The sequence below is a fragment of the Kineococcus gynurae genome (genome assembly GCF_042433995.1).
Taxonomy (GTDB): Bacteria; Actinomycetota; Actinomycetes; order Actinomycetales; family Kineococcaceae; genus Kineococcus; species Kineococcus gynurae.
The window spans coordinates 145605-168534 of record NZ_JBHLUI010000010.1; the positions used below are offsets into that span (position 1 = coordinate 145605).

Consider the following 22930-nt stretch of genomic DNA (forward strand, 5'->3'; position numbering starts at 1 on the left):
GATGGAGGCCCGTGACGTCGAGACTCGGACTGCGGACCAAGATCCTCGGGCTCGCGGCCGTGCTGGCCGCCGTGTCCGTGATCGTGGGGCTCACCGGCGTGCTCGGGATCGCCCGGCTGCGCGCCGACCTGCAGGCCACCGCCCGCAGCGACGCCTACCCGGCGCGCGCCCTGGCCGAGGCCCAGCGCTGGTTCGAGGAGTCTCGCCAGCACGTGGTCGTCGCGGCCACCACGACGGACGTCGGCACCCGCCGCAGCGAGCTCGACCAGGCCTCCGCCGCCGACGAGCTGGTCCGGGGCGCGTTGGACGACTTCTCCGGCGGCGGGACGCACCCGCTGCCGCCGGACGTGTCGGGGGCCCTGGACCGCTACACCGCGGCCGTGGACGCGCTGCGCGACGCCGGGTCGATGGACACGATCGTCTACAACACCCAGGTCCGGCCGGCCGCCGACGAGCTGGCGGGCCGGTTGCAGGCCGAGCGCGAGGCGCTGGTCACCGCCACCACCGACCGGATGACCGCCGCCGAGACCACCGCCGACCAGGCCATCGTCGTGGTCGTCGTCGTCGGGATCGTCGGCCTGCTGGGCGGGTCGGCCTTCGCGTGGGTCGTCGCCGCCCGCTCGGTGCGCCGCATGCGCCGGCTCCGCGACGGGTTGGCCGCGCTCGCGGTGGGCGACCTCACCGTGCGGGTGGACGTCGACTCCGCCGACGAGATCGGTCAGGCCACCGGCGACCTCGAGGTCGCCCGCGCCGGGCTGCGCCGCCTGCTGGACGCCGTCGCCGCCTCGGCCGGGGCGGTCGGCCAGGCCGGGACGCTCGTGCGCGAGACCACCGGCTCGATCGCCGGGGCCGCGGGCACCACCTCGACCCGGGCCGTCGCCGCCACCACCAGCGCCGAAGCCGTCTCGCTGGCCCTGCAGTCGTTGGCCCGCAGCGCCGAGGAGCTCGGCGACTCCATCACCGACATCTCCTCCGGGACCGCCGAGGTCACCCGGGTCGCCGGTCAGGCGGTCGACCTGGTCGCCGACACCAACCGCACGGTCAGCGAGCTCGGGGAGTCCTCCGCCGAGATCGGCGACGTCATCCGCGCGATCACCGCCATCGCCGAGCAGACCAACCTGCTGGCCCTCAACGCGACCATCGAGGCCGCCCGGGCCGGGGCGGCGGGCCGGGGGTTCGCGGTCGTCGCCGGGGAGGTCAAGGAACTCAGCGTGCAGACCGCCCGGGCGACCGAGGACATCGGCCGCCGCGTCCAGCGCATCCAGGACGACGCGATGCGGGCCGCGGTCGCGATCGACGAGATCGGCGAGGTCATCACCGGCATCGCCACCGAGCAGCACCGCATCGCCTCCTCGATCGCGCAGCAGTCGGCGACGACCGAGCTGGTCACCCACGACATCTCCGCGGCCGCCGAGGGGGGCCGCCAGATCGCCGCGCACGTCAGCACGGTGGCCGACTCCGCGGTGCGCACGACCGAGGACCTCCGCCGGTCCCGGGAGGCCGTCGAGGCCCTCACCTTCCGCTCCCAGGAGCTGACCCTGGAGGTCGCCCGCTTCAAGCGGTGAGGCCCGACCCGGGGCCGGGAATGACACGACCCCCCGCCCGCGTCCGCGGCCGGGGGGTCGTGCGTTCCGGGGGTCCTGCGCTCAGACCGTCACCGCTGGCCGGCGACGAGGTCGCTCTGCTCGACCTCGGCCTGGTGGTGGACCGAGGGGTCCATCGACCGCTCGTCGAACGGGTCGTTGCCCGCCAGGACCGTACGGACCTGGTCGTAGTCGATGGTCTTGGACCAGGTGCCGATGACGATGGTCCCGACCGTGTTGCCGATGAAGTTGGTGATGGCGCGGGCCTCGGACATGAACCGGTCGATGCCGACGATGAGGCCGACGCCGTCCAGCAGCTCGGGGCGGTGCGAGGAGAGCCCGCCGGCCAGCGTGGCCAGCCCGGCGCCGGAGACCCCGGCCGCACCCTTCGACGCGATGATCATGAAGAGCAGCAGCGAGACCTGCTCGGAGATGGACAGCGGGTCGCCGAGGGAGGTGGCGATGAACAGCGAGGCCATCGTCAGGTAGATCGCGGTGCCGTCCAGGTTGAAGGAGTACCCGGTCGGGACGGTGATGCCGACGGTGGACTTGTGCACGCCCAGGTGCTCCATCTTGGCGATGAGGCGGGGCAGGGCGGTCTCGGAGCTGGAGGTGGAGACGATCAGCAGGATCTCGCGGGCCACGTACTTGAGGACCGAGAAGATCGAGAGACCGGTGACGGCCTTCAGCAGCAGACCCAGGACCACGAAGATGAAGACGGCGCAGGTCGCGTAGAACCCGATCATGACGATCGCGAGGGCCTTCAGGGCGTCGACGCCGGTGGCCCCGACGACCGCGGCGATGGCGCCGAAGGCACCGATCGGGGCGATCCACATGACCATCGCCAGGACCTTGAAGATGATGCGCTGGGCGACCTCGAAGGCCCGCAGGGCGGGTTCGCCGCGCTCACCGAGGGCCTGGATGGCGAACCCGACGAGCAGGGCCACGAACAGCGTCTGCAGCACGGAACCGGCGGTCAGCGAGGAGATCAGGGTCTTGGGGATGATGCCGAGGAGGAACCCGATCGTCCCGTCCTCGCCCTCGGCCTGCTCGGCCCGCTCGGCGCCGACGGCGCGCAGCTCGTCGGTCAGCTGCAGGTCGGTGCTGGGCAGGAAGTTCCCGACGACCAGGCCGATGACCAGCGCGAACCCGCTCATCACCAGGAAGTAGCCGAGGGCCACCCCGCCGACCCGGCCGACCTGCGCGGCCTTCCGGACCGAGCCGATGCCCAGGACGATGGTGCAGAAGATGATGGGCGAGATCATCATCTTGACGAGGTTGATGAACATCGTGCCGAGGGGGGCGAGCGATTCGCCGACCTCGGGGGCCAGCAGGCCGATGGCGATACCGGCGACCACGGCGATGATGACCATGATGTAGAGCCAGTGGGAACGATCTTTCTTCTTCGCCGGCGCGTGAGCAGCGGTGCTCATGGGACCCTCCTTTGGGCGGAACCGGGGGAACGACTTGTAGTGATGGTGTTCACAGGAGGGCGAACGTGGGAGCTTCTGCACCTTTCGTCCATGACGGTGATCCGGACGGACGGAACTCCTCCACCCCCGGTGGACCCGTCGTCACGCCCGGTACCGCGGGGGACGGTCTCGGGCTCGCGGACCTCCCCGGTCGTCCCTCCGGCCGCGGTCGTGCGGGTCGCTGGGTCCGCCGCTGGGGTGGCCGTCGGCACCTGACCCTGGCCGGGCGCGTCTTCGTCCTCCAGGTCGCGGTCGTCGGCCTGGTGACCCTCGGCTCGGCGGTCACGCTGGTCTGGTTCGTGCGCACCGACACCCACGAGGACGCCGTCGCCGTCGTCACCGACGTCGCCGAGTCGATGGCCTTCAGCCCCGACGTGCGCGACGGGTTGGCCGACGCCGCCGCGACCACCGACCCCGCGCGGGCCGGGGAACGCGCCCAGGTCCAGGAGCACGCCGAGGCCGTCCGGACCCGTACCGGGGTCACGTTCATCACCGTCATGGACCGCGACCGCATCCGCTGGACGCACCCGGACCCCTCGCGCATCGGGCAGACGTTCGTCGGGACCGCCGCTCCGGCCCTGGCCGGGCGCACCGTCGTCGAGACCTACACCGGCACGCTCGGACCCTCCGTCCGCGCCGTCGTGCCCGTTCGCGCCCCCGGCTCCGACCAGGTGGTCGGCGCCGTCGCCGTCGGCGTCAGCACCCGCTCGGTGGCCGCGGACCTGCAGGCCCAGCTCCCGCTGCTCATCGGCTCGATCGCGGCGGCGCTCGCGGCCTCGGTGCTCGGGGCGCTCGCGCTGAGCCGCTGGGTGCGGGCCCGCACCCACGGACTGGAACCGGCCGACCTCACCCGGTTGTGGGAGATCAACGACGCCGTCCTGCACTCCCTGCGCGAGGGCCTGCTGGTCTTCGACCCCGCCGGCCGGTTGCGGGCGGCCAACGACGAGGCCCGCCGGTTGCTCGCCGCCACCCCGGAGGGCGACGTCGTGGTGCCCGAACCCGTCCGCGCCCTGGTCGCCCGCTCCGAGGACGTCGTCGACGACCTGCAGGTGACCGACGACCGCGTCCTCGTGGTCAGCCGGCTCACCGCCCGCTGGGAGACCCGGGTCGTCGGCACGGTCGTCACCCTGCGCGACCACACGGAACTGCAGGCCCTGACCCGCGACCTCGACGCCGTCCGCGGGCTCGCCGAGGTGCTGCGCTCGCAGGCTCACGAGGCCGCGAACCGCCTGCAGGTCGTGGTCACCCTGGTCGAGGCCGGTCGCGGCGAGGAGGCCGTCGGCTTCGCCACCGCCGAGCTGGAGCAGGCCCAGCAGCTCACCGACCTGGTGGTGGCCGGGGTCGCCGACCCGGCGATCGCGGCGCTGCTCATCGGCAAGGCCGCGCAGGGTGCCGAGCGCGGCGTCGAGCTGGAGGTCGAGCCGGGCACCGAGCTGGGCGAGGACGTCCTGCCGCCCCGCGACCTCGTCACCGTCGTCGGCAACCTCGTCGACAACGCGGTGGAGGCGGCGCTCGCGGCCGAACCGCCGCGCTGGGTCCGGGTCGGGCTGGGGGGCGGGCCCGGGGCGGTGGAGATCCGGGTGACCGACTCCGGCCCCGGTTTGCGGGAGGCGGACCTGGCCCGGGCGATGCGCCGCGGATGGTCGCGCAAGCAGCAGCGGCTGGCCGATCCCGCCGGGGACGCCGCGCACGGCCACGGGTTGGGGCTCGCCCTGGTCGGTCAGGTCGTCCGCCGGCACGGGGGCACGGTCGGTGTCGAGGCACCGGTGACCGTCGACGACGGGGGTGGCACGATCGTCGTCCGGCTGCCCCTGCGGGTCCGCGCGGCGAGCGGGGTGGGCGGGTGAACGTCCGGGTCCTGGTCGTGGAGGACGACCCGGTGCTGGCCGCGGGGCACCGCCGCACCGTCGACGCGGTCGCCGGGTTCACGGTCGTCGCCGTCGCGCACAACGGGCGCGACGCCCTGGCCGCGGTCGGCAAGCAGGGGGTCGGCGGGGTGGACCTCGTCCTGCTCGACATGACGCTGCCCGACGTCGACGGGCTCACCGTCCTCCGGGCGCTGCGCTCGGCGGCGCTGCCCGCCGACGTCATCGCGGTCACCGCGGCCCGGGAGACCGCGGTGGTGCGCCAGGCCCTGTCGATGGGGGTCGTGCAGTACCTGCTGAAACCGTTCACGGCCAGCGCCCTGGAGGACCGGCTGCGGGCCTACGCACGGTTCCGGGCCGAGGTGGCGCGGGTCGCGGAGGCCGCGGGCCCGGGGCTGGACCAGCAGGCGATCGACGCGGCGCTGGCCGAGCTGCGCACCACCAGCGCCCCCGCCCGGGGGGTCACCTCGGCGACGCTGGAGAACGTCGTGGCCGCGCTGCGGGAGGTGGACCCCGCGGTCGGGTTGTCCGCGACCGAGGCGGCCACCGCGACCGGGGTGTCGCGGGGGAGCGCCCGTCGCTACCTCGAGCACCTGGCCGGTGCGGGCCGGGTCCGTCGGGAACCCCGCTACGGGGGTTCCGGACGTCCGGAGCTCGCCTACCTGCCGACCGCCGCGCTCTGAACCGCCGGGGCCGGCCGGGCCTCGAGCAGGCGACGGTGGATCTCCGACACCGGCTGCGGGCGGGCGAACAGGAAACCCTGGGCCGACGGGCAGCCGAGCTCCCGCAGTTTCGTGGCCTGCTCGCAGGTCTCGACCCCCTCGGCCACGACGGACAACCCCAGCGCCGCGCACATGTCGAGCAACCCGCGCAGGATGCCGGCGCGCCGCCCCGAGGTGGTGATCCCGGCGGTGAACGCGGCGTCGAGCTTGAGGTGGTGGGCGGGCAGGGCGTCCAGGCGGCTGAACGCCGAGTACCCCGTCCCGAAGTCGTCGATGGCGACCTGCACCCGGTCGGCGTGCAACATCTCCAACGTGCGCAGGGCCGTCGGGGTCGAACCGTCGACGACGCTCTCGGTCACCTCGATGCAGAGCCCGCTCGCCGGCAACCCGGTGCGGTGCAGGACGTCCAGCACCTCGGCGTAGAAACCCGGACGCACCAGCTGCCGGCCGGAGACGTTCACGGCGACCACGAGGTCGGGCTGCACGGCCCGCAGGCGGACGGCGTCGGCGCAGGCGCGTTCCAGGACGAGCGCGCCGAGCTCGGCGATCAGTCCGGCGTTCTCGGCGGCCGGGATGAACTCCGCGGGCGAGACCGGACCCCGGGTCGGGTGCGTCCAGCGGCAGAGCGCCTCGACGGCCAGGAGGTCCCCGGTGGTCAGGTCGACGATGGGCTGGTGGACGACGTGGAACTGGTCGGGATCCTCGGCCAGGGCCGAGGTCAGGTCGGCGGCCAGCAGGGCGGTGGCGTCGTCGGCGCGTTCGGTGCGACCGCCCCCGCCGGTCTTGGCGGCGGTGAGCGCCGCCAGCGCGCGGCGCAGCAGCGCCGAACGGGACTCACCGTGGGCCCGCTGGGCCAGGCCGCAGGAGAAGGCGATCCCGACCTCGGCCCGGAGGCCGTCGACGAGCCGGGTGGCGACGTCGCCGCAGGTCCCGGGCAGCAGCAGGACGAACTCGTCACCGCCGTAACGAGCTACCACCGCCCCGGGGACGGCGTCCGTCACCGTTCGGTGCAGCGTGCGGGCCACGGCGCGCAGCAGCTCGTCGCCCTCACCCGGACCGCGACCGTCGTTGACCGCGGCCAGGTCGTCGAGGTCGAGCACGGCGAGGGTGAGCTCGTGGCGGTTGCGCCCGCGGGTCGCGGTCGCGAACGCCTCCTCGAACCGGCGTCGGTTGGGCAGTCCGGTCAGGGTGTCGCGGTCGGCGCTGGAGGCGCGGTCGACCAGGACGGCCGTGACCGCGCAGACGGCCAGGCAGACGAGGAACAGACCGAGGATGTCCAGGGCGGGGACCCCGCGGGTCGAGAGCGCCACGACCAGCCCGGTGAGCAGCAGCAGCAGGTGCGCGAGGGCCGCGGGCGGCGCGAAGTAGAAGGCCGCGTCGATGGCCACGAAGGTGAAGATGGCCGCGGCGACCATGGTTCCCGAGGCCGACCCGGCCGCGAGCGTGGCCAGGGTGATGAGGACGCTGCCCCCGCCCACGAGGACGTGGAAGAACGCGCGCGGCCAACGCCCGCCCCAGACCAGGACGATCGCGCCGGTCCCCATGGCGGTGAGACCGATGGCGAGCAGGTGGAGGAAGGAGAGCGGGACCCCGTCCGCGGCGACGAGGAGGTCGCTGACCCCGACGACGAGCGCGGTCAGACCCCCGGCCAGGTACAACCAGCCGGTCGTCAGCGCCATCATGCGCGGCGTCGCCACCTCGGGCGCGGACCTCGACCACTTCATGGGACAAGAGGTCGGGTCCGTGGGGGAAGTCCTTGAGAACCGTGGGGGAATGGCCACCCGACTGTCCCAATCCCGGACGTGTTGTTCTCCGCCGTCCGGGTCGCGCCCGCCCGGGTGAGGCCGGGACTCAGGGTCGGGACGGCCCGCCGAGGGCCGCCGCGGCGGGGCTGCGGGAGTCCTCGAGGGCGAGCCGCTGCAGGACCGTGACCACGGGCTCGGGGTGGGCGAAGAGGTCCCCGGCGGCGCGGCCGCAGCCGAGCGCGCGCAGGACCGCGGCCCGGGGGGCGGAGTCGACCCCGGTGGCGAGCAGGGTGAGACCGAGCGCGGTGCCGAGTTCCACCACCGCGCGCACGACCTCCACCCGGTGCCCCGACCCGACCACCGGGGCGGTGAGCGCCGGACCGAGGTGCAGCTCGTCGAGCGGCAGCGCGTCGAGCGCCCCCAGCGGGGTCGCGGTCCCGACGTCGGTGATCGCGATGCGCACCCCGGCCTCGCGCAGCCGCCCCAGCTCCTCGAGCAGGGCCGGGCGGGGGCGGACCAGGGTGGTCTCCGGGACGCCGAGCAGGAGTGCGTGCGGGGGCAGGCCGGTGGCCTCGCAGGTGTCGAGCACCGCGCCGGACGCACCGGTGCCGAGGTGGCCGGGGGGCAGGGTGAGGTGCAGGTGCAGGTCGGGGGTCACGGCCCGCAGACGCACGACGTCGGCGCAGGCCCGGCCGAGGACGAGGTGGCCCACCTCGACGGCGGCCTCCACGGTGAGCGGGACCTCGGCGGGCGCGAGGGCCCCCCGGGTCGGGTGCTCCCAGTGCCAGGACGCCTCGACGGCGAGGACCCGACCGTCGTGCAGGTCGACGACCGGTCGGTGCCGGACCTCGATCTGCTCGGGCGCACCCCGCAGGGTCCGGGCCAGGTCGGCGGCGAGGCGGGTGCGCTCGAGGTCGGCGACGCCGACCCGGGGGGTCGGGCGACCCGTCGCGACGTCGCCCGGGCGGGCGGCCCGGGCCCGCCGGAGCAGGGTCGCACGGTCCTCGCCGGGCACCAGCTGCGCGATGCCCGCGGTCACCGGGAGGTCGCCCAGCCGGTCGAGCAGGGCGACCGCCTCGCCGTCGGTCCGCCCCGGCAGCAGCAGCGCGAACTCCTCGCCGCCGAGCCGGGCGAGCAGGGCCGCGGGGTCCGCGGCGAGCGCGAGCAGTCGGGCGGTCAGGTCGGGGGTCTCCTCGGGGACGGTGACGCCGACCTCGAGGCGGACCAGGGTCAGCGGGGTCCCGCCGAGACCGGCCGAGATGAGCGCGGGGGTGAGGGCGGCGAGCAGCGTCTCGCGATCGGCGACACCGTCCCCGGTGCCCCGGCGCGACCACGACCTGCCCCACGACCTCACTCCGCCCCCATCGGCATCCTCCGCCGATCCCTTGACCCCGCCATCCGGGGGGTGGGGGTGACGGCCCGTAGGGTTCGCGCATGGTCCACGCGGAACGAGTCACCCCGGTCCTCACCCACCACGGGGAGGGGGCGTGCTGGTCGGAGCAGTGGGGCGGGCTGCGCTTCGTCGACCTCTACGCGGGTGACGTCTGCACGCTGCGGGAGGACGGGTCGGTGGACCGGATCCACGTGGGACCGGTCGCCGCGTGCGTCCGGCCCCGCGTCGGGGGCGGCGCGATCATCGCGACCGAACGGGGGGTGCTTCTGGAGGACTCCGCGGGAGCGCTCGACCCCTTCCCGGCGGCGCGGCCCGCGTTCTTCGGCGAGACCTCCGGGCTGCGGATGAACGAGGGCGGCTGCGACCCGCAGGGTCGCTTCTACATCGGGTCGATGGCCTACGACCAGACCGACGGCCGGGGTGACGGTCGCGCCAGCCTGTACCGGCTCGGTGCCGACGGGGTGGTCGCCGTCGTGCTGCCCGCGGTGACGATCTCCAACGGCCTGGGGTTCAGCCCCGACGGGACCCTGGCCTACTACAACGACACCCCCACCGGTCGGATCGACGTGTTCGACGTGGTCGACGGCGACCTGCGGGAGCGTCGCCCCTTCGCGCGGGTCCACGGCGAGCGGAGCGAGGGGCACCCCGACGGGTTGTGCGTCGACGCCGAGGGCGGGGTGTGGACCGCGTTGTTCGGCGGGTCCGGCGTGCACCGCTACGCGCCCGACGGGTCGCTGAGCGAGGTCGTCGAGGTCGGGGCGCGGCAGGTGACGTCGTGCACGTTCGGTGGTGCGGAACTCGAGGAACTCTGGATCACGACGTCGCGCGAGAACCTCGAGGACGACGACGACCCGGCCGCGGGCAGCCTGTTCCGGTTCCCGGCCGGCGTCCGCGGGTTGGCCGCGCTGCCCTTCGCCGGCTGAGTTCCGGGGCGGGACCCGCGAGGGCATTCCCGCTGTCCCACAGTGACGATCAGACACTCACCGTGCCGGATCACTGATCCAACCGGGGGGTGGGGCCGAAATTCCTGACGCACCGTCACCGTGGCTGCGAGACTCCGCCCTGACCGGCGCTGCGCCGGTGCACCCGCTCAGGAGGATCCGAATGCTCGACCACCGCGTGACCGACAACTCTTCCCCGGTTCGACAGGCCCCCCGTCGTCGTCGCGCGGCGTTCGCCGCGACCCTGACCCTGGCCCTCCTCGGTGGTGCCGCCGCCGCGACGCCCGCCGTCGCCGCGCCGGAACCGGGTTTCGAGACCCTCACCCCCGTCTGCTCGCCGCAGCTGCCGATCGTGCACCCGGGCTGCGTCGGCAACCTGCAGTACAAGGGTGCCCCGCTGCCCAGCGGCACCCCGAACCAGACCGTCCAGCTCTCCGGCGACGACCGGTACGCGACGGCCGTCGAGGTGGCCCGGCACGGGTTCCCCGAGGCCGACGTGGCCGTGCTGGTGAGCGGGGAGGCCGGGCACCTGGTCGACGCGCTCTCGACCGCGCCGCTGGCCCGCAGCCTCGCCGCCCCGGTCCTGCTGGCCCGTCGCGGGTCCATCCCGGCCGCGACCGCCGACTACCTGCGCAGCACCGGGGTCGACTCCGTCCTCATCGTCGGCGGGACCTCCTCGCTCGACGCGGGCACCGCCGACCGCCTGCGCGAGCTCGGTGTCACCAGCGTGGGGCGGGTGGAGGGGGCCAACCGCTACGCCACCTCCCGCGCGGTCGCCGCCCTCATGCCGAACGCCACCCACGCCTGGGTCGCCTCGGGCGAGGAGCGCCACCTGGTCGACGCGCTCGCCTCGGCCGGCCCCGCCGCCCGTCTGGCCGAGCCGCTCGTCCTGGTCGACGACAACGACCCGATCCCGGTCGGGGACCTGCTGCGGTCCAAGGGCGTCACCTCCACCACCGTCGCCGGTGGCCCGGCCGGGGTGGCCCCGGAGGCCCTCGCCGCCCTGCCCGCGCCGGAGCGCGCCGAGGGTGAGAACCGCTACGAGACCGCCCTCGAACTGGCCGGGGCCGGCGTGGACCGCGGCGTCGAGCCCGCCGACCTCGTGCTGGTGGCCGGGCTCGACGGCAACCTCGTCGACGCGCTCGCCTCCGGCCCGCTGGGCCGCTCGACCCTGCTGGTCGGGGAGAGCGCCGACTCGATGGACATCATCGAGGCCTGGTTCGACGTCTTCGGTGCCGGACGGACCACCGCCGTCGGCGCGGTCGAGCTCGCCGGGGGCACCCAGCAGCAGTCGCTGCGCTCGCTCCGTCTGCGGGACTGACCTCGGTCGACCCTCAGCGTGGGGGCCGCGGTCCGGGCACGTCCTCGTGCCCGGCCGCGGCCTCCCGCGCGAGCAGTTCCTCCTTCACCGCCAGACCCCAGCGGAACCCGCCCAGCCCGCCGTCGGAGCGCAGGACCCGGTGGCACGGGGTGAGCAGGGCGGCGGGGTTGCGGGCGCAGGCCCCCGCCACGGCCCGGACCGCCGAGGGGCGCCCCAGCTCGACGGCGACCTCGGCGTAGCTGCGCACCTCACCCGCCGGGATGCGGCGCAGCGCCGCCCACACCCGGGCCTGGAAGGCCGTCCCCCGCACGTCCAGGGGCAGCGCCGGGGCCGCCGCGCCCGCGGCCAGCCGGCGGAGTCCGCCCACCACGTCGGCCAGGGCGTCGTCGGCGCGCTCGAACTCCGCCGCGGGCAGTTCCGCGCGCACCTCGGCCAGCAGCGCCTCCCCGTCGGGCCCGAGGCGGACGGCCACCACCCCGGCGAACGAGACCACCACGAGCAGCCGCGCCGACCCCCCGGTCGGATCGGCGCCCAGGTTCGTGGGCCCGTCCGCGGGCCGGTCCACGGGCAGGTCGAGGTCGGTGACGGCGTACAGCAACCGTTCCCCGCGTCCCCCGGCCGCGAACGCGCTCGGCGTCATCCCGAGCCGGGCGGCGCCCTGCTCGTAGAATGCGCGGACCGACCCGTACCCGACGGTGAACGCCGCGTCCAGCACCCCGCCGTCGGCGCGGAGGGCGGGCCGCAACCGGGCGGCGCGCACGGTCTCGCCGTAGGCGCGCGGCGTGGTCCCGGTGAGTTCGGCGAACCGGCGCTGCAGGTGCCGTGGGCTCCACCCGGTGCGGACGGCCAGGTCCGCCACCGGAACCGGCCCCCCGGCCTCGTCCATGGCCCGGCAGGCCTCGACGACCCGCGCCCGGTCGACCTCCCCGCCGTCGGTCCCGAGGCCCGCGTCGGGGTGGCAGCGGCGGCAGGCGCGGAACCCGGCGAGTTCGGCCGCACCCGGATCAGCGACGGCGATCACGTTGCGCCGCAACGGCGTCCGAGCCGGACAACCCGGGCGGCAGTAGATCCCGGTGGTACGGACGGCGAAGAGGAAGTCGTGCGGACCGGTGGAACGGTTCACGACCGCGTCCCACCGGTCGTCGGTCAGTTCCACGGTCGGGACCGGGTCCGGGGGAGCGAGCAGCGGCATGACCCCGACGGTAGGTCGCGTCCCGGGGCGGAACACTCCGCCGAGCGCCGTCGCATCGACGCGTTCAGGCGCGGACGGGGGGTTCCGGGGCGGGGCTGTCGCCGTCGCTGCGGCCCGCGGCCTCGTCGCGCAGCTGCTGGGCGAACTCCTCGGCCATCGCGAGGCGTTCACGGAGTTTCTCGACCTTGGCGTCGGCCGCGGCCCGGAACGCGTCGAGACGGTCGAAGAGTTCCTCGCGCCCCACCTCCGAGGGGGTGCGCCCGTCGAGGGCGTCGAGGATGCCCAGGAGGTCGCGCATCTGCTCCAGCGTGAAGTCCAGCGGTTTCATCCGCTTGAGGACGAGCAGGCGGTAGACGTCCATCTCGGTGTAGAGCCGGAATCCGCCGGGCGAACGCTCGGAGGGGGTCACCAGACCCATCTCGTCGTAGTAGCGGATGGTGCGGGTGCTGTACCCGACCCGCTCGACGACCTCCCCGATCTGCATCAGCCTGGACACGCGGGGCCCTTCGACGGCGGGACGGGACGGCCTCCCACCATACGACCCGCCCCCCGCACGCGAACCCCGCCCGACCCCGCGGGCGGGGTGGGCGGGGTGGGAGCGGGACGCGTCAGTGCTTGTGCTCGTACGAGGTGCCCTTGGCCCGCTCGTAGGAGTTCGCGATCTCGGCCTCGGCCTCGGCGCGGCCCTTCCAGTTGGCGCCCTCGACGCTCTTGCCGGGCTCGAGGTCCTTGTAGGTCTCGAAGAAGTGCTGGATCTCGAGGCGGTCGAAGTCGCTGATGTCGGTCAGGTCCTGGACCTTCTCCCAGCGCGGGTCGCCCGCGACGACGGCGAGGATCTTGTCGTCGCCGCCGGCCTCGTCGCGCATGTGGAACATGCCGATCGCCCGGCAGGTCACCAGGCAGCCGGGGAAGGTGGGCTCGTCCAGGACGACCAGGACGTCCAGGGGATCGCCGTCCTCGCCGAGCGTGCCCTCGATGAACCCGTAGTCGTGCGGGTAGCGGGTCGAGGTGAACAGCATGCGGTCCAGGCGGATGCGGCCGGACTCGTGGTCCACCTCGTACTTGTTGCGCTGCCCCTTGGGGATCTCGATGGTCGCGTCGAACTCGATCGGCTTGCTCACGTACGTCCTCCAGAGGGGCCGGGTGGTCTCAGGTCGGTCCGCGCTAGTTTGACGCAGGTCCCGGGCACGGGAGGTTACCGGTCAGGACCGGAGGGGAGCGGGTCGATGCGGGGGGACGCTCGACCGGACGGGTCCGCGCGGGGTCGCGGCAGGGGTCGCGGCAGGGGTCGCGGCACCCGGATCGGGGTGGCCGCCGCCGCCGCGGTCCTGCTCGTCGGCGGCTACGGGGTGCTCGACGCCGCCGACCTCGTCCCCGGGCCGCTGACCATCGCGCCGGTGCCGACCCCTGGCCCGCTGCCGACGGCGCCCGGGGCCCGGCTCCCGTCGTCCCCGGCCCCGGTGCTGCCCGAGCTCGCGACCGCCGCCCCGGAACCGGCCCCGACCGACCTGGCCGCGCTGGCCGCCCCGCTGCTCACCGCGCCCGAGCTCGCCGCGGGGGTCTCGGTCGGCGTGGTCGACGTCCGCACCGGGGAGTCGCTGCTGGGCCACGACGTCGAGGTGCCCCGGACCCCCGCCTCCACGACCAAGCTGCTGACCGCCGTCACCGCGCTGCAGGTGCTCGGGCCGCAGTCGCGGGCGCGCACCCGCGTGCTGGCCGGGCCGGGGGACGAGGTGGTGCTGGTGGCCGGGGGCGACGCGCTGCTGAGCGCCGGGACGGGGGACCCCGACGCCGTGCTCGGGCACGCCGGGCTCACCGACCTCGCCGACGCCACCGCCGCCGCGGTCCGGGCCGCCGGTCGCAGCAGCGTGACGCTGCGGCTGGACGACTCGATCTTCTCCGGCCCGAGCGTCTCCCCGGCCTGGGGCAGCGGCGACGTGGCCGCGGGCTACGTCGGCCCGGTCACCCCGCTGGCCGTCGACCAGGGCCGGCTGCTGCCGCCGGTCGAGTTCAACGGCTCGGCCCCCCGCGACCCCCAGCCCGCGCAGACCGCGGCCCGGACCTTCGCCGGGCTGCTGGCCGCGCGCGGGCTCGTCGTCACCGGCGGGGCCGACGCCCCCGTCGCCGCGGGCACCGCCCCGGCCGGGGCGGAGGAGCTCGCGGGGGTGGACTCCGCCACCACCGCCGAGGTCGTCGAGATCATGCTCACGACCAGCGACAACACGATCGCCGAGGTCCTGGCCCGGCGGGCGGCCGTGGCCCTGGGCCGTCCGGGGACCTTCGACGAGGCCTCCGCCGTGCTGGTCGAGCAGGTCGCGAGCCTCGGGGTCGACGTCGAAGGCGTGCGGTTGCAGGGCGGCAGCGGACTCGGGCGCGGGGCCGTCGTCCCGGTCCGGACGCTCACCGGGGTGCTGCGCGTCGCCGCCGAACCCGACCGGCCCCGGCTCGGGGCGCTGGCCTCGGGGCTGGCCATCGGCGGGGTCGACGGCACCCTGCTCGACCGCTACCGCACCCCGGCCGAGCGGGGCGGGCTCGGGGTCGTGCGGGCCAAGACCGGCACGCTGAACGGGGTCACGTCGCTGGCCGGGTACGTGGTCGACGCCGACGGCCGGTTGCTGGCCTTCGCCGTCGTCGCCGACCGGGTCCCGTTCGGGGCCGGGGGGACCGCCCGCCGCCTGGTCGACGACTTCGCCGCCGGGCTGGCCGCGTGCGGGTGCCGGGCCTTCTGAACGGACGGGCGGGTCGACCGCCGCGGGCCGGGACCCTCCCGTACGGTGCTGCCATGCGCGCCGACAGCGTCCCGCCCGGCTCCACGGCGCCCCTCTCCGAGATCCCCTCCGGGACCCCCGGCAACCCGGTGGCCGAGCCCGACGAGGCCCCCAGCCGCCCGATCGGCGACTTCATCGACTTCGACCTCGCGGCCCGGTTGGGGGCGCGCGTCGTGCGTCCCGGGCCGGGCAGCAGCCCCGCCGAGGCCGCCGAGGCCGTCGCCGACCTGCGGGCCGCCGCGGCCGAGGCCGTCGAACCCGTCGCCGCGACCGCCCGGATGCGTCGCGACCCGGCCGTCGCCGAGGAACCCCCGGCCCTGGTGGTCGACCGCGCCTCCTGGGTGCGGGCCAACATCGCCGCGTTCGCCGACCTGCTCGGCCCGGTCCAGGTCCGACCCCAGCGGACGTCGCCGACGCGCGCCGGGGTCCGGGGCGCGGCGGCCGCGCGCGCCGAGCAGGCGACCACCGCCCTCGGGCGGCGCACCACCGCCGTCGAGATGGGTGGGCTCATGGGCCTGCTGTCGGGCAAGGTCCTCGGCCAGTTCGACGTCTTCACCGGGGTCGACGCGGGCGAGCCCGGGCGGCTGCTGCTCGTCGCCCCCAACATCGTGGCCGCCGAGCAGGAGCTCGGTCTGGTCCCGCGCGACTTCCGCCGCTGGGTCTGCCTGCACGAGGAGACCCACCGGCTGCAGTTCGGGGCCAACCCCTGGCTGCGCCGCTGGATCACCGAGCAGGCCCGGGAGCTCTCGGGCGACCTCGTCGGGCGTCCGCAGGACCTCGCCGACCGGCTCGCCGCAGTCCTCAAGGGGCTGCCGGGGATCCTGCGGGACAGCCGTGACGAGGAGGCCGGGGACGCGTCGGGGTCGGCGTCGGGGTCGGGGTCGGGGCAGAGCCTGACCGACTTGCTGCAGACGCCCGAGCAGCGGGCCGCCGTCGCCCGGGTCGTCGCCGTGATGTCGTTGCTCGAGGGGCACGCCGACGTCGTGATGGACGAGGTCGGACCCCGGTACGTGCCGACCGTGCAGCAGATCCGGGCCGCGTTCACCGAGCGCCGGCGCGGCCGCGGCGGTCTGGACTCGGTGCTGCGCCGGGTCATCGGCCTCGACGCCAAGCTGCGCCAGTACGCCGAGGGGGCGAGCTTCGTGCGCGGGGTCGTCGACACGGTCGGCTGGGACGACTTCAACGCGGTCTGGACCGGGCCGGAGACCCTGCCGACACCCGCCGAGATCGCCGACCCTCCGGCCTGGGTCGCCCGCGTCCTGCGCTGACGTGGACCGCGCCCCGGCCGCCGGTTCCGCCGCCGTCCCCGCCCGGGACCGGCTCGAGGTGCGCCGCGCCGTCCGGGCGGCGCTCGCCGACCTGCCCCCCGACGCGCTGGTGCTGGTCGCCTGCAGTGGCGGGGCCGACTCCCTGGCCCTGGCCTTCGCCCTGGCCGAGGAGCGTCCCGGCTCCGGGGCCGTCGTGGTCGACCACGGCCTGCGTCCGGACTCGGCCGCGGTCGCCGCCCGGGCGGTCGCCGCCTGTCGTGCCGTCGGGCTGGACCCGGTCGTGAGCCCGCGGGTCGCGGTGGGCCGACCGGGTGGTCCCGAGGGGGCCGCTCGCGACGCCCGCTACGCCGCCCTCGCCGCGGCCGCCGCCGCACTCGACGCCCGCGCCGTCCTCACCGGGCACACCCGCGACGACCAGGCCGAGTCGGTCCTGCTCGGCCTCGCCCGCGGCTCCGGCCCGCGCTCGCTGGCCGGGATGCCGGCCCGACGACCCCTGCCGGGGTGCGCGGCCGAGCTGCGCCGCCCGGTGCTGGCGCTGCCCCGCGAGCTGGTCCGGTCCTCGCTGGGGGCCGGGCCCGGGGGACCCGTCGAGGTCGACGAGGACCCGACCAACGCCGACCCCGCCACCGCCCGTGCCCGGGTCCGGCACACCGTCCTGCCCGTGCTGGAGGCCGAACTCGGCCCGGGCGTGGCCGCGGCCCTGGCCCGGACCGCCCGGGCGGCCCGCGACGACGCCGACGCCCTCGACGCGCTCGCGGCGGCCACCGACCCCTGGGCGTGGAGCGCGGGGGAGCTCTGCGCCCCGGTCGCGACGCTGCTCGAGGCGCCCGCCGCCCTGCGTCGACGGCACCTGCGCCGCGGGGCGCTCGCCGCCGGCAGCCCCGCCCAGGACCTGACCGCGGGGCACGTCGACGCCCTCGACGGGTTGCTGCTGCGCTGGCGCGGGCAGGGTCCGCTGCACCTGCCCGGGCCGGCGGGCCACCGGGTCGAGGCCCGGCGCGAGGCGGGCGGCGCGTATGGCAGGCTCAGGCTCGCGCCGGTCCGGACGGACCGAGGAGGGCCGCCGGTCGGTCCCGTCAGCGCCTGACTCCGAACCGCACGGGAGTGGACTGCGTGGACGCCACGGACACCGGGACCGACCTCGAGCACGTGCTGCTCAGCGAGGAACAGCTGGCCGAACGGATCCGTGAGCTCGCCGCCGAGCTGGACCGCGACTACGCCGGTCAGGACGTCCTGCTGGTCGGGGTCCTCAAGGGCGCGGTCATGGTGATGGCCGACCTGTCCCGGGCGATGTCGATCCCGCTGTCGATGGACTTCATGGCGGTGAGCTCCTACGGCTCGGGCACCAAGTCCTCGGGCGTGGTGCGCATCCTGAAGGACCTCGACGCCGACATCTCCGGGCGCCACGTGCTGATCGTCGAGGACATCATCGACTCCGGTCTCACCCTGTCCTGGCTGATCGCCAACCTGTCCTCGCGGGGCCCGGCCTCGGTGCGGGTGTGCGCGCTGCTGCGCAAGCCCGAGGCGGCCAAGGTCGTCGTGGACGTGGCCTACGTCGGCTTCGACATCCCCAACGAGTTCGTCGTCGGCTACGGCCTCGACTACTCCGACCGCTACCGCAACCTGAAGTGCGTGGGCACGCTGGCCCCGCACGTCTACAGCTGAGTTCCCAGGCGACTCCCAGCCCGGCCCCGGAACACCGGGGGTTCACCGCCCGTTCCCGGTAGCAGGAGTCCGGGCACGAGCCCGGGGTATGGTCAAGAGTCGTCCGTGCGAGCAGGAGGGACGGGGGGGAACCCCTCCATCTGATGCCCAATCTCAAGCGCATTCTGCGTGGTCCACTGGTCTGGATCCTCGTCGCGATCGCCGCGGTGGCGCTCGGCGCGTCCTTCCTGACGTCCCGCGGCACCACCGACGTGTCCACGACCGAGGCGCTGTCGATCATCCAGGCGAACCGGGTCGAGAAGGCCACGCTGACCGACGGCGAGCAGAAGATCACCCTGACCCTCAAGGAGGGTCAGCAGGTGAACGGGGCGAGCACGGTCGTGTCCTACTACGTCGCCCAGCGCGGGGTCGACGTGGTCGACGCGCTCGAGGCGTCCCCGCCCCCCGGCGGGGTGACCGACGAGGTCCCGCGCCAGGGCATCCTGACGACGCTGCTGTTCACCATCGGTCCGATCCTGCTGCTGCTGGTCCTGTTCTGGTGGCTCATGTCCCAGATGCAGGGCGGCGGGTCGCGGGTCATGCAGTTCGGCAAGTCCAAGGCCAAGCTGATGAGCAAGGACACCCCGAAGACGACGTTCGCCGACGTCGCCGGGGCCGACGAGGCCGTCGAGGAACTGCACGAGATCAAGGAGTTCCTGGAGGACCCGGCCAAGTTCCAGGCCGTCGGGGCCAAGATCCCCAAGGGCGTCCTGCTCTACGGTCCGCCCGGCACCGGCAAGACGCTGCTGGCCCGGGCCGTGGCCGGCGAGGCCGGGGTCCCGTTCTTCTCGATCTCCGGCTCGGACTTCGTCGAGATGTTCGTCGGGGTCGGCGCCTCCCGCGTCCGTGACCTGTTCGAGCAGGCCAAGACCAACGCGCCCGCGATCATCTTCGTCGACGAGATCGACGCCGTCGGCCGCCACCGCGGCGCCGGGCTGGGCGGCGGTCACGACGAGCGCGAGCAGACCCTGAACCAGCTGCTGGTCGAGATGGACGGGTTCGACGTCAAGACCAACGTCATCCTCATCGCGGCCACCAACCGCCCCGACATCCTCGACCCGGCGCTGCTGCGCCCGGGCCGCTTCGACCGCCAGATCGCCGTCGAGGCCCCCGACATGGAGGGCCGGCACAAGATCCTTCAGGTGCACGGCAAGGGCAAGCCCCTGGCCACCGACATCGACCTGCTCTCGGTCGCCCGCCGGACCCCCGGGTTCTCCGGCGCCGACCTGGCCAACGTGCTCAACGAGGCCGCGCTGCTCACCGCCCGCGCCGACGCCAAGGTCATCGACAACGCCGCGCTGGACGAGGCGATCGACCGGGTCATGGCCGGCCCGCAGAAGCGGACCCGGCGGATGAGCGAGAAGGAGCTCAAGGTCACCGCGTACCACGAGGGTGGTCACGCGCTGGTCGCCGCGGCCCTGCCGAACACCGACCCGGTCACCAAGGTCACGATCCTGCCCCGCGGTCGCGCGCTCGGGTACACGATGGTCCTCCCGACCGAGGACAAGTACTCCACCTCGCGCAACGAGATCCTCGACCAGCTCGCCTACGCCCTCGGCGGGCGCGTCGCCGAGGAGCTCGTCTTCCACGACCCGACGACGGGCGCCTCGAACGACATCGAGAAGGCGACCGGGATGGCCCGCAAGATGGTCACCCAGTTCGGGATGAGCGAGCGGATCGGGGCGATCAAGCTCGGGCAGAGCGGGGGCGAGGTCTTCCTCGGCCGCGACATGGGCCACGAGCGCGACTACTCCGAGGGCGTCGCGGGCATCGTCGACGAGGAGGTGCGCCGCCTCATCGAGGCCGCCCACGACGAGGCCTGGGAGGTCCTGGTCGAGCACCGTCCGGTCCTCGACGCCCTGGTCGTCGCGCTGCTGGAGAAGGAGACGCTGAACCAGGCCGAGCTGGCCGAGATCTTCGCGCCGGTCGTGAAGCGCCCGCAGCGACCGGTCTGGCTGTCCAGCGAGCGTCGGGCCGTCTCCGACATCCCGCCGGTCACCGGGCCCCGCGAGAACGGTGCCGTCAACGGGCACCGCTCCGGCTTCCAGGTGCCCCTGAGCACCGAGTCGTCGCGGGGGCACCAGGTCGACCGCACGGCGAACGACGACCAGCGGTGACGACGGCGGCCTTCGACGCCCCCCGGGCCGAGGCGGCGGTCCGCGAGCTGCTGCTGGCCCTCGGTGAGGACCCGGACCGGGAAGGGCTGCGGGACACCCCGGCCCGGGTGACCCGGGCCTGGGCCGAGCTGCTGGCCGGGTCCTTCCAGGACCCGACCGAGGTGCTGGCCACCGACTTCGGCCTCGACCACGACGAGCTGGTGCTGGTCAAGGACATCGAGGTCCAGTCGACCTGCGAGCACCACCTGCTGCCGTTCCACGGTCTGGCCCACGTCGGGTACATCCCCGGCCCGCACGGGCGGGTCACGGGGTTGTCCAAGCTGGCCCGCATCGTCGACGTCTACTCCCGTCGCCTGCAGCTGCAGGAGCGGATCACCAGCCAGGTCGCCGACGCCCTGGTCGCGTCGCTGCACCCGCGCGGGGTCATCGTCGTCCTCGAGTGCGAGCACAACTGCATGTCGATGCGAGGGGTCCGCAAGCCGGGCGCCAAGACGGTCACCTCGGCGGTCCGCGGCTCGCTGCGCAACGCGGCCACCCGCGCGGAGGCCATGAGCCTCATCATGGCCGACCGGTGACCGGACCCGGGCTGCTGTCCGGGGTGGGTGCGCTGCTGGCGCCGTCGTCGCGGACCCGGGTCATGGGCGTCCTCAACGTCACCCCGGACTCCTTCTCCGACGGCGGGTCCTTCCTGGCCGCCGACGACGCGGTCCGCCGCGGCCTGGCCCTGCACGCGGCCGGGGCCGACCTCGTCGACGTCGGCGGGGAGTCCACCCGGCCCGGAGCCCGCCGGGTCGATCCCGCCGAGGAGCTCGAGCGGGTCGTCACCGTCGTGCGCGAGCTGAGCACGGCCGGCGTCGCAGTCAGCATCGACACCATGCGGGCCTCGACCGCGCGCGCCGCGGTCGAGGCGGGTGCGGTGCTGGTCAACGACGTGTCCGGAGGTCTGGCCGACCCGGGCATGGCGGCCGTCGTGGCCGACCTCGACTGCGGCTACGTGCTCTCGCACTGGCGCGGGTTCTCCGACGTCATGAACTCCCTCGCCGTCTACGACGACGTGGTCGCCGAGGTCCGCGCCGAGCTCGCCGCCCGCGTCGAGGTGGTGCTGGGGGCCGGGGTCGTCCCCGAACGGCTCGTGCTCGACCCCGGGCTCGGGTTCGCCAAGATCGGTGCCCAGGACTGGGCCCTGCTGGCGGGACTGGACGAGCTGGCCGGGCTCGGCTTCCCGCTGCTGGTGGGCGCCTCCCGCAAGCGCTTCCTCGGCACGCTGCTGACGGGTTCGGACGGGACCACGCCGGCCCCCGCCGAGCGAGACGACGCGACCGCCGCCGTCACCGCCCTCGCCGCCGGTCACGGCGTCTGGGGGGTGCGGGTGCACGAGGTCGCCGCGTCGGTCGCCGCGGTCCGGGTCGCCGAGGCCTGGCGCGGAGCGGCCCGGTGAGCGCGCTCGAGGCCGCGGGGCCGGTCCTCGACGCGCAGGGTCGGGTCCTGGACCGCATCGTGCTGCGCGGATTGAGCGCCCGCGGCCGGCACGGGGTCCTGGCCGCCGAGCGCGAGCTGGGACAGGTGTTCCGCCTCGACGTCGCGCTGCACCTCGACACGCGGGCGGCCGCGGCGGACGACGACCTCACCGCCACCGTCAACTACGGCCCGTTGGCGGCCGGGCTGGTGGCGATCCTCGCCGGGGAGCCGGCCGACCTGCTGGAGACCGTCGGCGCGCGCTGCGCCCGGTACTGCCTCGACGCCTCGCCGCTGGTGGCGGCGGTCGACGTGGTGCTGCACAAGCCGGCCGCGCCGGTCGAGGTCCCGTTCGACGACGTGGAGCTGGTGCTCCGCCGGGTGCGGCCGTGAGCGACGGACCCGCGAGCACCCCGGTCGTCCTGTCCCTGGGCGCCAACGTGGGGGCCACCGCGAGCACGCTGCGCTCGGCGGTCCGGTTGCTGCACGAGGCCCCGGGGTTCGAGGTCACCGCGGTGTCCTCGTTCCTGCGCACCCGCCCGGTCGGGGCCGTCCCGGACCAGCCCGACTTCGTCAACGCGGTCGTCCTGGGCCGCACCACGCTGGGACCGACCGCGCTGCTCGAGGTCGCGCACACCGTCGAGACCGCGCTGGGCCTGGACCGGAGCACGAAGGTCGTCGACGGGCCGCGGGTGATCGACGTCGACGTGGTCACCCACGGCGAGTCCGTCCTGGACCTCCGCGACGGCGCCGGGTCCGGCCTGGTCCTGCCCCACCCGCGCGCCCACGAACGGGAGTTCGTCCTGGCCCCGTGGGTCGAGGTCGACCCGGACGCGGTGCTGCCCGGCCCGCACGGCGGCCGCGTCGCCGACCTGCTCGCCGCGGTCCGGACGGCGACGGCTCCGGAGGCGTCCTCGTGAGGCCCACCCGTCCCGTCGTCCTGGTCGTCCTCTTCCTCGCGGTCGGGGTCCTCACCTGGACCGGGCTGCGCATCTGGGTCGACACCGGCCGCTCCGAGCCGGACCTGGTCTGGCGCACCGTCGTCACGCTGTCGCTACTGGCGATCGCCGTCCTCGGGATCGGATGGCCGGTGCGGCAGTGGGTGCGCGGGGAGAAGCAGCGCCGCATCGACGCGCTGCGCGCCGCCCGGACGGCGGCGCTGGCCAAGGCCGGTTCGCACGCGGGAGCCGCCCTGGCCGGGTTCTTCACCGGGTACGTGGTCCAGTTCCTCCCGACGTTCGCGATCGCCGCGCGTCGCGACCAGCTGTGGATCGCGCTGGTCGACCTGCTCGTCTCGGTGCTGCTGCTCATCGCCGGTCTGGTCGTCGAGCGGTGGTGCCGCGTCCCCGAGGACGAGGACACGCCTCCGACCACCCTGGCCTGA

General features: G+C 74.9%; 21 protein-coding genes. 15 read left to right on the forward strand and 6 right to left on the reverse strand.

Going from position 1 to position 22930, the window contains the following annotated elements; translation table 11 throughout:
- Positions 1 to 11 precede the first annotated feature (11 nt).
- On the forward strand, positions 12 to 1565 hold the full coding sequence (locus tag ACFFKU_RS14370) for a methyl-accepting chemotaxis protein (protein ID WP_380138963.1): 1554 nt from the start codon (positions 12 to 14) through the stop codon (positions 1563 to 1565).
- An 89-nt stretch (positions 1566 to 1654) separates the two neighbouring features.
- Here the strand turns inward: ACFFKU_RS14370 and ACFFKU_RS14375 are convergent, their stop codons facing one another.
- A complete protein-coding gene (locus tag ACFFKU_RS14375) occupies positions 1655 to 3016 on the reverse strand; it encodes a cation:dicarboxylate symporter family transporter (protein WP_380138966.1) in 1362 nt (453 codons plus the stop codon).
- A 65-nt stretch (positions 3017 to 3081) separates the two neighbouring features.
- Here ACFFKU_RS14375 and ACFFKU_RS14380 point away from each other — a divergent pair, with 65 nt between their 5' ends.
- Together ACFFKU_RS14380 and ACFFKU_RS14385 are read left to right on the forward strand one after the other, a co-directional pair.
- A complete protein-coding gene (locus ACFFKU_RS14380; RefSeq protein WP_380138968.1) occupies positions 3082 to 4902 on the forward strand; it encodes a sensor histidine kinase in 1821 nt (606 codons plus the stop codon).
- Positions 4899 to 5603: a response regulator gene (locus ACFFKU_RS14385; protein WP_380138970.1), complete on the forward strand. Its 705-nt coding sequence runs from the start codon at positions 4899 to 4901 to the stop codon at positions 5601 to 5603. The genes ACFFKU_RS14380 and ACFFKU_RS14385 overlap by 4 nt, the downstream gene beginning before the upstream one ends.
- Here the strand turns inward: ACFFKU_RS14385 and ACFFKU_RS14390 are convergent.
- Both ACFFKU_RS14390 and ACFFKU_RS14395 read right to left on the reverse strand, forming a co-directional pair.
- Positions 5579 to 7366 carry a putative bifunctional diguanylate cyclase/phosphodiesterase gene (locus tag ACFFKU_RS14390; protein WP_380138972.1) on the reverse strand — a complete coding sequence of 596 codons (1788 nt, stop codon included), beginning with the start codon at positions 7364 to 7366 and terminating at the stop codon, positions 5579 to 5581. The two genes, ACFFKU_RS14385 and ACFFKU_RS14390, sit on opposite strands and share 25 nt — an antisense overlap.
- Before the next feature lie 127 nt (positions 7367 to 7493).
- Positions 7494 to 8741, reverse strand: coding sequence for an EAL domain-containing protein (locus ACFFKU_RS14395; RefSeq protein WP_380138973.1), 1248 nt, complete (start codon positions 8739 to 8741; stop codon positions 7494 to 7496).
- 80 nt (positions 8742 to 8821) lie between these two features.
- On the opposite strand from ACFFKU_RS14395, the gene ACFFKU_RS14400 reads away from it, so the two are divergent.
- Both ACFFKU_RS14400 and ACFFKU_RS14405 read left to right on the forward strand, forming a co-directional pair.
- Positions 8822 to 9703 carry an SMP-30/gluconolactonase/LRE family protein gene (locus tag ACFFKU_RS14400; RefSeq protein WP_380138975.1) on the forward strand — a complete coding sequence of 294 codons (882 nt, stop codon included), beginning with the start codon at positions 8822 to 8824 and terminating at the stop codon, positions 9701 to 9703.
- 181 nt (positions 9704 to 9884) lie between these two features.
- Positions 9885 to 11042 carry a cell wall-binding repeat-containing protein gene (locus tag ACFFKU_RS14405; protein WP_380138976.1) on the forward strand — a complete coding sequence of 386 codons (1158 nt, stop codon included), beginning with the start codon at positions 9885 to 9887 and terminating at the stop codon, positions 11040 to 11042.
- A 13-nt stretch (positions 11043 to 11055) separates the two neighbouring features.
- On the opposite strand, the gene ACFFKU_RS14410 is transcribed toward ACFFKU_RS14405, so the two are convergent.
- From ACFFKU_RS14410 to ACFFKU_RS14420, 3 genes are all read right to left on the reverse strand, one after another.
- Positions 11056 to 12234, reverse strand: coding sequence for a bifunctional transcriptional activator/DNA repair enzyme AdaA (locus tag ACFFKU_RS14410; RefSeq protein ID WP_380138978.1), 1179 nt, complete (start codon positions 12232 to 12234; stop codon positions 11056 to 11058).
- A 64-nt stretch (positions 12235 to 12298) separates the two neighbouring features.
- Positions 12299 to 12730: a MerR family transcriptional regulator gene (locus ACFFKU_RS14415; protein ID WP_380138979.1), complete on the reverse strand. Its 432-nt coding sequence runs from the start codon at positions 12728 to 12730 to the stop codon at positions 12299 to 12301.
- A gap of 112 nt (positions 12731 to 12842) precedes the next feature.
- Positions 12843 to 13343, reverse strand: coding sequence for an inorganic diphosphatase (locus ACFFKU_RS14420; protein WP_380139350.1), 501 nt, complete (start codon positions 13341 to 13343; stop codon positions 12843 to 12845).
- Between the two features lie 198 nt (positions 13344 to 13541).
- Here ACFFKU_RS14420 and dacB point away from each other — a divergent pair, with 198 nt between their 5' ends.
- The 10 genes from dacB to ACFFKU_RS14470 all read left to right on the forward strand — a co-directional run bounded on the left by dacB (position 13542) and on the right by ACFFKU_RS14470 (position 22930).
- Positions 13542 to 14963, forward strand: coding sequence for a D-alanyl-D-alanine carboxypeptidase/D-alanyl-D-alanine endopeptidase (dacB, locus tag ACFFKU_RS14425; RefSeq protein WP_380138980.1), 1422 nt, complete (start codon positions 13542 to 13544; stop codon positions 14961 to 14963).
- A 53-nt stretch (positions 14964 to 15016) separates the two neighbouring features.
- The gene (locus ACFFKU_RS14430; RefSeq protein WP_380138982.1) at positions 15017 to 16270 is read left to right on the forward strand and encodes an Rv3626c family coenzyme F420 biosynthesis-associated protein; all 1254 of its coding nucleotides are present in this window, start codon (positions 15017 to 15019) and stop codon (positions 16268 to 16270) included.
- Position 16271: 1 nt separating this feature from the next.
- Positions 16272 to 17357: a tRNA lysidine(34) synthetase TilS gene (gene tilS / locus ACFFKU_RS14435; RefSeq protein ID WP_380138983.1), complete on the forward strand. Its 1086-nt coding sequence runs from the start codon at positions 16272 to 16274 to the stop codon at positions 17355 to 17357.
- Positions 17358 to 17383: 26 nt separating this feature from the next.
- On the forward strand, positions 17384 to 17935 hold the full coding sequence (gene hpt, locus ACFFKU_RS14440; RefSeq protein WP_380138985.1) for a hypoxanthine phosphoribosyltransferase: 552 nt from the start codon (positions 17384 to 17386) through the stop codon (positions 17933 to 17935).
- A 143-nt stretch (positions 17936 to 18078) separates the two neighbouring features.
- The gene (gene ftsH / locus ACFFKU_RS14445) at positions 18079 to 20091 is read left to right on the forward strand and encodes an ATP-dependent zinc metalloprotease FtsH (RefSeq protein WP_380138987.1); all 2013 of its coding nucleotides are present in this window, start codon (positions 18079 to 18081) and stop codon (positions 20089 to 20091) included.
- On the forward strand, positions 20088 to 20666 hold the full coding sequence (gene folE / locus ACFFKU_RS14450; protein ID WP_380138988.1) for a GTP cyclohydrolase I FolE: 579 nt from the start codon (positions 20088 to 20090) through the stop codon (positions 20664 to 20666). Before ftsH ends, folE begins: the two co-directional genes overlap by 4 nt.
- Positions 20667 to 20728: 62 nt before the next feature.
- Complete coding sequence (gene folP / locus ACFFKU_RS14455) at positions 20729 to 21529, forward strand: dihydropteroate synthase (RefSeq protein WP_380139351.1); 801 nt, start codon at positions 20729 to 20731, stop codon at positions 21527 to 21529.
- A complete protein-coding gene (gene folB / locus ACFFKU_RS14460) occupies positions 21526 to 21939 on the forward strand; it encodes a dihydroneopterin aldolase (protein ID WP_380138990.1) in 414 nt (137 codons plus the stop codon). The genes folP and folB overlap by 4 nt, the downstream gene beginning before the upstream one ends.
- Positions 21936 to 22466, forward strand: a complete 531-nt coding sequence (gene folK, locus ACFFKU_RS14465) for a 2-amino-4-hydroxy-6-hydroxymethyldihydropteridine diphosphokinase (protein ID WP_380138991.1) — start codon at positions 21936 to 21938, stop codon at positions 22464 to 22466. The genes folB and folK overlap by 4 nt, the downstream gene beginning before the upstream one ends.
- Positions 22463 to 22930, forward strand: coding sequence for a DUF3180 domain-containing protein (locus tag ACFFKU_RS14470; RefSeq protein WP_380138993.1), 468 nt, complete (start codon positions 22463 to 22465; stop codon positions 22928 to 22930). The genes folK and ACFFKU_RS14470 overlap by 4 nt, the downstream gene beginning before the upstream one ends.